This window comes from Marinifilum fragile (assembly GCF_963677365.1).
GTDB lineage: Bacteria > Bacteroidota > Bacteroidia > Bacteroidales > Marinifilaceae > Marinifilum > Marinifilum fragile.
Genome location: NZ_OY781962.1, coordinates 173,716 through 186,333, shown reverse-complemented (window position 1 = coordinate 186,333; position 12,618 = coordinate 173,716). Strand labels below are relative to the sequence as shown.

The following is a 12,618-nucleotide window of genomic DNA, read 5'->3' as shown; positions in this document are numbered from 1 at the left end:
AAATAGCACAGATTTAGTTTCTGCGCGACAAATCTAGAAGAAATTTTATTTCTACACAACACATTTGCTAAATAACATACAATACAGAATCCCTTAAACAAGCACAAACCCCTGTATTTATGCACACCTTAGACCTAAGCGGTTTATTCAATTTAAATTATTTACTTTCATCAACATTAATTAATTCGCATAAAAACCATTCTACATATCCTATTGGTATGCATGATTTATAGAGACATTGGAATAGAACCAATCTGATTTTTATTCCAATTGGCATTTTAAAGATTGGCAAGACACGTAAAGAAAAAGCTTCAAATCTCCTAAACTTGTGAGCACAAAAAAAGCCATCATATTCATGATGGCTCAGTATTTATATCCTAATTTTCTTCTATAAATCTATGTTCTCTTCTTCCGAATTCAGTTCTTCCTTAATAAAATCCTCGGCGGTAAGTACAGGAGAAGCCTCCAATTCTTCAATCTCAAGCATATTTACAAGAATTTCCAGAGTCTCTTCAATTCTTTGCAAATCTGAATCAGGAACCTTCTTCAACTTTACAGCTAACCTCTGCTGCAATAAATCTGGCGTATTCTTTAACAATTGATCTCCCGTGGATGTCAAGGCAATTACCGTAGTTCTTCGATCTCCAGCTTTTGGCAAACGAGCAAGAAACCCCTTTTTCTCAAGTCGTCCGATAATTCCTGTGACTGTACTTGAATTTAGGTTTAAATGGGCACGGATAGATTTTTGAGTAGCCTGGTAACTTGGTGAACTCTTTAAATACTCCAGACATAAAATCTGCGGAATACTTACCCCATGATCCTTCTGAATCTTTTTAGACTCCAGATTAATCGATCGAACAATTCGTCTGATTTTAATAATAATATTCTTGTAATCCATATAAATCTAATGTTAGAGACGCTGATTTGATTACAAAAGTAAGCAATCCTGCACAATTAATGACTACTACTTATTGTAAGGCTTCAATTTTTTAGCATACTGCAAACAGAAATGTTGTTTTGAAAGAAAATTAATGAATATCAAACACCTGTAGAAGTTAGCTCTTTGAGATGCCAATAGGGTAACCCCAGGAGTAGAATACATCTCATATTAGAATTATAGCTTTAATAATTTATGCTGATGGGTCAAAAAGAGCAGAGTACGAGTAGTTATACTACTTCTACTCGTTCACTCTGCCTTTTTTCATTGTATAATTGTACTAAATCTAGACATGCTATTATCTAATTTTAGTTTCTTTGCTCACGATTCTAATCTGAACCGGAGTCATATCTTGAGTCTCTTTTTAACAATCATATTGCCACTTACTAAAACAAACTTTAGTACTTTTTCTTTACAGATTCATACCAATTGAAAATTAAATTTCTTCTTTTGAAATGAACCTATATCACAGATTTACTTATACTTCATCTTATTAAACATGCTACAATTAAGGCAATACGATTCTATATCAGGTGCATAAAACCCAATAGCAGATTGTTGTTTTTTAATGCAAAAACAGATTATCAAGGGCAATCGGATAAAGTACAATTGCCCTTGTGTTCATTTTAGCGGATACACAAATAATTATACATCTGTGTAAATATTATTATCGAGATTAAATATCCTGACAGAAATGACCAAAATTCAGTTTTTCGTCTTTTATATACGAATAAACCACCCATATTTTGGTTCCGTCATTCTTGATGATTTCTAAATCACATGGTTCATTAAGTGTAATTCTCGGATTGTGATAATTAATATCTAATCTACCATCCGTTTTCACTCCAACTTCTTTATCTCCAGAAAAGTAAACCTTATAAAAGTAGAATCCTCTATAATCTAATCCATATACATTTACACCGTCTTCAATTGTATTTACGTCACTATAAGCTGGGTGTCCAATACGAACTCCGTTAAATTCATAACGATTGGTATCATCAGCTTTAATGGCTTCCAATTCTTTATCATCGTAAGGAATTGTAGTTGTACTAATTGTTACCGGAATATCCAATGTTAAACCATAAGAATCGGTCAATGTAATTGTTGCCTTTCCTTCTTTTGTAGCTACAAGTACAATTTCACTATCATTTTCAATTGTTGCCGAAACAATTTCACTTTCAACACTCACCTCATAGCCCCCATTACCTTTTGTAATTGGAATTCTAGCGGTTTTGGAATGTCCCAATGGCATTTTAACATTTATTTCTGATGTTTCAATCTCAAGTACATCATAGAAAGCAACTACGCCCAATTCTTTGTATTGGCTGTTTTTATCAGAGATAATTACAGATGTTCTTCCTCTTGATAAAGCACTCAATTTTACCAGATTGCCTTCCAGCTCCACTGCAACAACATCAGGATTAGAAGAAAACACATGGTATTCTCCTCCACCCTGTGTAATTTTCACTGTACCTGTATCATCAACTTCCACATCTATTGATGATTTCTCAAGAATCAATTCCGCAACTTCTTCTGTTGGCTGCACATCAGCATCATCGTCGTCATCATCGCAAGCGGCAAAGCCTAAAGGCAACACCATAACTAGCAATAACAACAGTTTATTTCGTAATTTCATTTGTTTTAATTTAAGATTTTCAATTTCACTCTATAAAACCTTTCATTCCATTGTATATTGAAATTGCCATTCGGCTTGTTTCATAGATTCATCATTAAATTTTAAAAGCTTCCCCCAACCGTTCTTCGTTGGGAGAAAACTTAAACAATATCAATCTGCTTAAAAAAGGGTCAAATAAATTCCTTATTTAAGTCTACCAGTCTTTTTTATATGGCTTCTCATCGTAAACCAATTCATCATCGAACAACTTACTGGCGATACTTTCCATTGCTTGTTTCTGACGATCGAAATTATTTCGATAAGGATCCATTGCAAAAATCATGTGTGAACCATAACCATCGTTTCTCATGCTCTCCAAATCAGAATCTGAGGCCCAGTAACCACGGCTAAATTCCTGTGAATATAGAGCCATTCTAGATTTCGGCATTCCCGGATAATTAGAACTTAAATCTGAACTTCTGCCATAATCATGAATACCGTAATCAACAAACTCACCTGATTGGTGTCCGTCAATCTCAGGCAAAGAACTTGTTGAACCATAAGCATAAGCGCATACTAATCTATCAGGCATAGCTTGTTTGGCTTCGTAGCACAAACGTGATGCTGCAGCCGATGAAGGAGCAACAAACCCTGGAGGAACCGGATTTTGATATGCCGAATACTCGTCATCAACAAAGATTCCATCCAAATGGTAAGAGTCACATACCACCTTTAACTCCTGAGCAAATACTTTAGCCGTTTCATCTGCTAAATTAGATACTCCAGCACGGTCATGATTTCCTAAAATACCCAGTACGATCTTCATCCCTCTGTCCTGCAATGGTTTTAAATACTTCTCTCTGTTGTCTAAAATGTGCTGAACATTTGGATTGTTGTATACATATACCTTACCCGTTTCGTTATTGTAATTAATGTTCGCCGAGAAAAGAATGACGATATCAATTAAAGGTTTGCCACTCTCTTTAAGCGTAAAACACAGGTTGTTTAATGGGTTGGTATCGTTCACTTCCATACAACTGATGATTTTGATACCATTGGCTTTATCAGCGGTAGGAATTGTGCTTAAATCCTTTACAAAAATCAGATAAACCGATTCTTTTTCTGATAATTTAATATTACCTGATTTTACCACCACACGAACTGGAATTACATAGGTCTTCTCAGCACTTAAGGCATCTGATGTTGTAAATTGAACCAATGTTTTTCCAGACTTGTTACTTCCCTTGCTCAATTGAAAATCACTTTCAAAGCTTACCAAATCAACTGGAAACAACTCATAGTCTGAGTTATTTTCGTCATTATAAGCATCAAGTACTTCTGCATCAAATTTCAAATTGGCCACAACATCTGTTTCGGTATTTTTTGAGGATGCCAAATAGATTTCTGCCTGGCCTTGATTGCGAAATTCTACCAATGAAGTTTCTCGTTTTCCGGTATTGTCAACTAGGTAGCCTATTGCATCGGTGCTTGTCGTGTATTGGTTTTCGTCAACACTTGTCACGTCAATGCTATCATCACAGGCGGTAAACATGCCCATTACTGTCAACACAGCAGCAAGCATTAAATTTCTTTTGAATGATATGTTGTATTTCATCATTTTTCAGTTTTTAATTACACCTCAATTACTCGCCAGGTACAGGCAATGTAACCGGAGTCCATCTTAAAGTAGAATTCGCTACTGCATTATTTCCATTCCCTGTATGATCTTCGACTGATAGTGCCGATTCATCATCAAATTTCCAGTAGGCAACCAAACCTTCAGAAGCTGGATCTACATAATATGGATTGGAGGCAATTTCTTCGGCTGTACGCACTACATTCCAGATACGACACTCTGAAATTTCACCAGCCAGGTAACGCTCATCAGCATAAGATCGACCTATACAAAATCCACTGGTGCCACCTTGTCCCAGATTTATATTTCCCAATGATTTTATGGTTTCAGACTGTTTGTTGCCATTCACATAAACAGCCATTGCTCCGGTTGATGAATCATAGGTTAATGCAATGTGTACCCATTCGTTGGTTGGTAATCCTTTGTTGGAATCACCATCAGGGAAATTTCCACTATTCGTAGCAATCTGTATCTGATTGCTTGGGAAACCTGCATCTCCTAAACGAATTAAGAATTGCCCCTCAATTCCCATCACAGTGCTAATCATTCTATCAAAATTTCGCACTCTAACCAGAGCTTCCATTGTCAGTTGTGACAAATTATTACAAACATCAGGTTTGGTCCAATTTACAGTTAAATAGTTCTCCTCAATATCAGCAACAACATTAATAAGAGCAGCACCTTTAATCACATAGTACATTGTTTTGTCACTTTTCAACACATCGATATCTTCGCTATCCATGGTAATTGGCAAAACATATACAATTTCACGATCAAGCTGACTCAAATCTTTAAACAACACTTTTAACTCTTTTGAAAGAACATTTCCTGAGGTAATGGTCACCGTACTTTCAGGGAATGAATAATTTTCAGCAGGAAGCATTACAGCATTATCGTAATACGCCATATTATAGGTTTCCACCAATGCCTGATCAACTCGGTATTTCACAAGAATATCCTGATTGTTCGGTTTCGCAATAGCCGCCTGAATGCTTTTTTCAACATCATTCACTCCTGCTTTTACCAACAACTCGCTTATTTTTGATGAACTACTAACATATGCTTTATTGTCGAAATCATCATCAGAATTGTCACAACCAAAGGTAAAGGTCATGAAAAATAAAGCGGCATATAATATATAGTGTTTCATATCTGTTTAGTTTTTAAGTGATGGATTAATGTTATCAATCGCCATTCTTGTATAATGATATACACGCTCTGAACTAAAGAAATCATTACTCACATTATAAATCCCCATACCTGCAACTTTGAAGCCTTCGTGTTCCGCAGCAACCCAAACGGAGGCTCCTTCAACCGAATGCGTTACACCATCGGCCCAGTAACCAGTCTTCATATCTGCCGGGTCAAGAGAAATGGTTTCAACTGCAACAATAAATCTGTCTGTTGGTACTCCTTCAACAGCGGCAGAATAGATGTTGTAACTCAATTTTGAACTATTTCCTGCATCAGAACATGGTATAATGATATACTTACAGTCCGTAAGAAAACTCTTATCTAAAAGATTCTGTGGTTTCCCCTGAAACAAGACCATTTTATCAGCATTTCTGGTACTCCAATCTTTCAAAATTCCAATGAATGCATTATGATAGCTCATGTATTCTGCTTTTTCCTGCTCTGTCATGTGAAGAATACTTTTTCCTTCATAGGCGAAACATACACCATCGTAATTGTATTTCTTCACTAAAGAGAAAGAGTTGTGCAAACTGTCAACCATATAATTAATAAAAGTTGGTAGTGGAGATACGATTTCCTCACCATCTTCCCTGGCTTTATCTTCCTCACTCTTTAACTGAGTATAATTTAATTTAATGGCATCGAAACTAACAGTAAATACAAACTTGGTTCCTTTGTTCTCTCTTGTTTCATTGATTTCTTGAATTTCTCTTTCAACCAAATTATTTGGATAAATTAATGAAACAATATCAGTACTGTCAGGAATTACATTGATATGCTGCGCACGATTATAAGGCTGCTTTATCTGGTTATCGAAGCTTACGAATATGCTTTTATGATCAGAATTCTTATATGCTCTTAAATTTTCAAGATAATCTGCATAAAGTGCAGGATTTTCATCTTCGATACCAGCTTGGTTAATATCCAATGATTCAGTCTCTACCCAGTCATCACAAGAGCTAAACAGAGAAGAAGCAATCAGACCCATTCCATACAGTACAAATTTATATTTTGATATATTCTTCATGTTGTGCTAGTTTTTATTCTTACAATCCCACCATACTTTAGTTGCCATATTATCAGGTCCGCCCAAATTACTAATGGCTTGCTTCAAATTATCGCTATTTTCCTTGTACTCGCGTAGAGGGTATGGAAGACGACGGGCCATTTCAGCTCCATCAACAATACCATTGCTCAGGTTATATGGCACTTCCATTAAGCGTGGATATCCCGTACGACGGAATTCAGACCAGGCCTCGTGTCCCAAAGGAAAATTAGCAATCCATTTCTGAGTAATAATGCGTTCCAAACTTAGCTCAAATTCGTCCGCATCATTCCATTTAATTGTAATTGAAGCTGGAACTCCTGAGTTGTCGTTTGCTCCAAGAGGGTCCTTATAATTATCAGGAATACTGGTTGCATTCTCAGCATAAGTAGCTGCACCCGAAACACCCCATTGATTAAAGGACAACTCAATTCCTTGATTGTAAAATTCATTGGCAGAGCCACCCATATTCCATCCGCGCAAAGCACCTTCAGCTTTTAGGAATGCACATTCTGCAGCATTCATCCAAAGTAACTTATTGTATGATTCAGGAATATTCATGTTACTGTACTTGTGAGCTGTTGCTGATGATGCAATATTGGCACCTGATCGTAAGCCATAATATCCATTTTCGAATGCAGCATTGTCGGTATTCTCGAAAGTACTCATGGTAAAATACTTTTCTCTTCGTGGATCAGCGTATCCGTTCATATAAGAAGTAATATCTGCAGATATACGTGAATCACCACCATTGTACTCAAACATTACCACTCTAAATGGTGACTTGGCAACAGTGTTGTAAGCATTATCATCGTTAGACGACATGGTTCCTACTTCATGATTTACTGCCTCTTCGGCCTTGGATTGAGCTAAGGCAGCATCGGCATAAACAATTCTCATCGCCAAACGTAACTTCAACGAATTGGCAAACTTGATCCATTTTAATACTTCACCTCCATATACTTTATCTGCATAAGGACTAAAATCAGAAGTTTGATTTGGGGTTAAAACCTCAATCGCATGATCCAATTCTTCGAACATTTTATTATACACATCCTTTTGTAAATCGTAAGGAGCTTCTAATTTGCCATCTTCCCCAATTTTGGAATAAGGAATGTGTCCGTAAATATCCGTAACACGATGAATCGCTGCTACTTTAATAATATCAGCCACTGCCAAAGGTACCGGATCAGTAGTAACATTCTTTAACTGAATTTGATTGGCATAAATTTTAGGAATAATATCATTAAATGGAACTTGAATCCAGTGTTGTTCCGGATTATAAGTTGCATAATTTTTACCTACAAATCCAGAGTTCGAATCTGCCAAATATCCACCAAAAGATCCTCCAAGCAAACATTCTGTGAACTGATTTAAATTAACATCAGCAGGAATAACATAGCCCTGCATAGCCACCATAGCTGCCCTCAAGCTATATGCATCGTATTGCATTTGCTCATCGTTGGCGTCATATGGATTGGTGTTGTATTCCTCGAAATCTGAAGTACAAGAAGTAATCAATAAAATCGAAGCAGAAAACAACAAATTTATAAATGATTTTTTCATAATTATCAATATTGAATTGCTTAGAATTTAACTCTTACATTGAAACCATAACTGCGCTGGCTCGGCATCATAAAATAGTCTATTCCCTGATAGTAGTTCCCTGTTGAAGCAACTGATTCAGGATCGAATGGAGCCTTGTTGTAGAACATGAATAAGTTTCTTCCAACCAGTGTGAATGTCACATCAGCGAAATTATTCAACTTGTCTCTAGTAATGGTATAGCCAATACTTGCTTCTTGCAATCGTACATTTGTAGCACTATAAGTATAAAACTGTGGAATTCCGGATTTTGCCCCAATAGTGGTGTACCAATTCTTAGCATCTATCACATCACCACCATTCACAACTACTCCACCATTATCGCGAGCTTTAGCTGAAGCTTCAGATACCCCATAACGATCTAAAGTAGCCTGAGTAGCAGAGTAAACAATACCTCCCAAACGAGCCGAAAGCATGAATCCAAGTCTGAAGTTTTTGTATTTAAAATCGTTTCTCCAAGCCATATTTGCATCAGGAAATACCGATCCTAATTTTATATCCTCTACATTATATTCTGCAGCAACATTTCCATTCTGATCTACGAAAATTTTTCCATCACTATCACGCTTTAGATCCGCAATAGAATACAAGTCTCCAAGGCTTCCGCCTTTTTTCAATATAAACCTTGCATTCGATAAACCACCGATATCCAATCGATCTTTGGTAATAACTGCATTCGTTTCAGGATGAACGTAATTGTCTACCAATTCTGAAATCTCATTTTCGTTCGAACTTAATGTGAAATTAGAACTCCATGAAAAGTCATTCCAAGTGTTTTGATATCCTAATGCCAACTCAATCCCTTTGTTTTTAACACTACCAGTTTGAACATACAAAGTAGAATATCCTGAAGAAACGGATATTTGAGGATCGAAGGTTTGATTGAATGTTTTGGTACTATACAAACTTAAATCCAAATCGAAATGTTTCAACAATTTTGTTGTCAAACCCAGTTCCCATGATTGGGTTCTTTCTGGCTTTAAATCGAAAAGCGGATAGTGTGTTTTTGTTTGCCACACCTTATTTGCATTGTCCCAAGCATAAGTAGGATTTGCCAAAAAACGTGCAAAAGGAAGACCAACCGATGCATAGGAAGCTCTCAATTTTGCATATTGAATTTGTCTTGGCAAATCGAATATTTCCGAAAGTACAAACGAGGTACCTATGGATGGATACATAAAAGAACTCTCATTTGAATGAGGTCCTGCCAACTGTGAAGCCCAATCGTTACGACCTGTAAGAGTTAAATAGTAAGCCCCTTTATATCCCAATTCTGCACTTGCAAAAACAGATTTAGTTTGATCGTGCCATCCCGACTGCTCACGCTTGGTGGTCACATCGTCTAATTGAAATACATTAAATAAGTTTGGAATACCATCCGCACGAATCGGTCCTCTGTTAGATAACACATCTTCTTTCATATCGGAGTATGAAACACCGATATTAGCCTGAAGTGAAAAATCCTCACCCAACGACTTGTTGATGTTTACAAGGAAATCGGCGTAAGTTTGCTTTGCTTCGCTTCTTGCAATTCCATATAAACCATTATTAGATCCTTCAGTAAGAGTTCTGTTGGATGTGGCATATAGTTTTTCAGTGAAATCGTTCGTTGAATTGTCAATTCTCACACGACCAGCAAAGTTCAACCAATTTGTTGCATCAAAACTAAAACCAGCATTCAACATGTAGCGATCCTTCTTGTTTTTTCTTAGATTTCGATGGGCAATCCAATACGGATTTTGTCCAGCAAATTCATCAATTCCTTGTGGCCAATATTGTGTATATATTTTACGAGAAGAGTCATATCTTTCATACATTTTGATATCCTCCCAATCGTCACCTCTCGGAAATAGATAAGCCGTTACCAATGGATTCGCATAAACCCCTTGGTTCACCATATTTTGGTCTTCTTGTTTGATGTAGGAGCCTCCAAAATCGATTTTCATTTTATCATCCAAACAACTGGTTGTATTTCTGAATGTAAAGTTGTAACGATCATAGCTATTGTTTGGAACAATACCTCCTGAATTAACAGTACTTGCAGATAAATAGGTTTGGTTTTTGTCTGTTCCAGTAGAGAACGACATAGAATTTGTGAACACCATTCCGGTCTCGAAGAAATCACTCTTTGGTGAGTATCCTATTCTGTTAGCATCATTCAATTTGTGTCCCCAACTAATATCCGAAACCTGAACATCAGAACTCAAATCCCCAGTACCATAAGTATTTTGGAACTTTGGCAATGCAAAGGATTGCATCATTTCAACATTACTTGTTAGGGTTAGAGAAGTTGATCCTGCTTTCCCCTTTTTGGTTGTAATAACAATTGCACCATTAGATGCATGGCTACCATAAAGAGCAGCAGCTGCCGCCCCAGTTAAAACTGACACATTCTCAATATCTTCCGGGTTAATATCAGCTATTGCTTCCGTAGAACCATTAGATCCAAATTCGGTATCGCCGGTACCACCAAAATTAAACATTGGTACCCCATCAATCACATACAATGCATTACTCGATTGGGCAATCGTTTTCGTACCACGCATAACAACTTTACTAGCTCCCCCTACCCCTGATGAACTGCTATTGATATTAACACCAGCTACTTTTCCTGAAAGCGAATTTACAAAATTGGCATCCTTATTTGATAAGATGTCTTCGCTTGAAACCTGCTGTACATTATAACTCAATGCCTTTTCTGAACGCTTAATACCCAGGGCCGTAACAACAACTTCATTCAAGCCAACAACGGATGGAACCAACACAATGTTAAAGTATTCCTCTTTTGTTATAACATATTCCTGATTTTCAAATCCAATAAATGAAATGGCCAAAACTTCGGAGGTGAATGCTGTCAATTCAAACTCCCCATCAAAATTTGTAATTGTTCCATTGGTAGTTCCTTTAATACTTACAGATGCACCAATAATGGATTCTCCAGTATCATCAACCACCTTCCCTTTTATTTTTACTTCCTTTTTTACAGAGGCAGCATTTTTACTTAGATCTTTCTTTGTAACGGTAATAATATTATCCTTTACAAAGCACTCAAAGCCCTGTCCTTCAAATATTCTATTAAGAACCTCTTTAAGTTCAACGTCTTTTCCTTTGTAGTCAACACGTTTATTCATATCTATATCACTGGTATTCATAGAAAAAGAATAATTGTGTTTAGATTGTAGAACTTCAACCGCTTGTTTCAATGTTAAGTTCTTGAAATCAACCGATATTTTCTGAGAAAATATTGGTGTAATTCCTCCAAATAGCGCTACAATCAACATTATTATTGATTTTTTCAATCTTAACTGCGCCAGATTGAGGTTTACTGAAATTAAATTCATATTCTTGTAATGTTTTTTAGTTTTTTATTAGAATTTAACTGAAAAATACAGGTAGAGAATGTACGAGATTCTCTGCCTTTTTTTGTGATTAGTGTTTCTTCATTGGCAAATTTTAGGTTTTGAGTTATACTTTATATTTCACCTTATATATATCATATTGTTTTTTCGTTCAATAATCATCTTTCCACTTGCATTTAAAGCTGATAAGATTTCATCCAAACTTTCATTATTTACAAACATTGAATAGAAGCGCTCTTTTTTAAGCAATTCATTCTCAATATTAATCCTCACATCAAAATACCTTTCAAGAGCAACAACAATTTCACTTAATGATTCATCCATAAAGTAGAATCCCTTACTATTAAACCATTGTTTGCGAGTTGCAATTACAAAATCACTTTTCTGTAATTCTCCTGTACTCTTCGAGTATCTAACAATCTCACCAGGTTTTAATAACTTCGTCTTGCTTTCCCCTTTATAAAAGGCATTCATTTTAACAGAACCTTCCATTAAAGAAACTGCGATATATGAATCTTCACTATAGGATTTGACATTGAATTTTGTACCCAAAACTTCAACTGTCACTTCTCCTGCCGACAAAACAAATGGACGAGACTTATCTTTTGTAACCTGAGCATACGCTTCTCCTGCTACATAAACCTGACGAAGAGAATTATTAAACTTCTTTGGATAAATTAATTTGGTACCTGCATTCAACCATAGTTTAGAACTATCTGGCAAACAAACCATTTTACTTTGTCCGTATGGTACATACTCTTCAACCCATTCTTTAGGGTTTGTAGTTTCTTTATAAAAATAAAGACTCGTCAATAAAATAGGAATCAGTAAAACTGCTGCTGCAATACGATACCACTCTCCTATTCTTCTAACAATCGGAGTTTTTTCAACTTTATTCTTGTCATCTAAATGAATGGACTTCTTGAATTTCTCAAATGCTTGATTCACCAGACGATCATCCTTATCAACATTTATCTCATTCAAAATCTCCTTGAGCAAAGCTTCGTCCTGACTTTCAGCTTCGATAGTAGAAAGCCATTGTTGAACTTCAAGTGCTTGTTGACTGGTACATTGATTGTAAAAATAATTTTGTAATTCCTCCTTCGTCATATTATTCTAAAAATGCATTTTTTAATTGGTCGACATTAATAGAACGAAACAAGAGGATATACTACGCAATGGAAATAAGTTTTTTTTTACTTTTTTTTAAATGAGTAAGAACACACA

Annotated in this window: 8 protein-coding genes; all 8 read right to left on the bottom strand. The window is 36.0% G+C overall.

The features are described 5' to 3' along the window. Positions 1 to 388: 388 nt before the first annotated feature. Positions 389 to 898 (bottom strand): MarR family winged helix-turn-helix transcriptional regulator, encoded by a 510-nt coding sequence (locus ACKPCA_RS00675; protein WP_321280759.1) that lies wholly within the window; start codon positions 896 to 898, stop codon positions 389 to 391. Positions 899 to 1,613: 715 nt separating this feature from the next. After that, positions 1,614 to 2,573: a hypothetical protein gene (locus tag ACKPCA_RS00670; RefSeq protein WP_321280758.1), complete on the bottom strand. Its 960-nt coding sequence runs from the start codon at positions 2,571 to 2,573 to the stop codon at positions 1,614 to 1,616. Between the two features lie 193 nt (positions 2,574 to 2,766). Then, on the bottom strand, positions 2,767 to 4,170 hold the full coding sequence (locus ACKPCA_RS00665) for a BT_3987 domain-containing protein (protein ID WP_321280757.1): 1,404 nt from the start codon (positions 4,168 to 4,170) through the stop codon (positions 2,767 to 2,769). Between the two features lie 25 nt (positions 4,171 to 4,195). Beyond that, a complete protein-coding gene (locus ACKPCA_RS00660; RefSeq protein WP_321280756.1) occupies positions 4,196 to 5,338 on the bottom strand; it encodes a DUF1735 and LamG domain-containing protein in 1,143 nt (380 codons plus the stop codon). Between the two features lie 6 nt (positions 5,339 to 5,344). Further along, the gene (locus ACKPCA_RS00655; protein ID WP_321280754.1) at positions 5,345 to 6,409 is read right to left on the bottom strand and encodes a glycoside hydrolase family 18; all 1,065 of its coding nucleotides are present in this window, start codon (positions 6,407 to 6,409) and stop codon (positions 5,345 to 5,347) included. A gap of 6 nt (positions 6,410 to 6,415) precedes the next feature. Next, positions 6,416 to 7,993, bottom strand: coding sequence for a RagB/SusD family nutrient uptake outer membrane protein (locus tag ACKPCA_RS00650; protein WP_321280753.1), 1,578 nt, complete (start codon positions 7,991 to 7,993; stop codon positions 6,416 to 6,418). A 20-nt stretch (positions 7,994 to 8,013) separates the two neighbouring features. Beyond that, positions 8,014 to 11,373, bottom strand: coding sequence for a SusC/RagA family TonB-linked outer membrane protein (locus tag ACKPCA_RS00645; RefSeq protein WP_321280751.1), 3,360 nt, complete (start codon positions 11,371 to 11,373; stop codon positions 8,014 to 8,016). Between the two features lie 138 nt (positions 11,374 to 11,511). Beyond that, positions 11,512 to 12,501: a FecR family protein gene (locus tag ACKPCA_RS00640; RefSeq protein WP_321280749.1), complete on the bottom strand. Its 990-nt coding sequence runs from the start codon at positions 12,499 to 12,501 to the stop codon at positions 11,512 to 11,514. Positions 12,502 to 12,618: the final 117 nt, after the last annotated feature.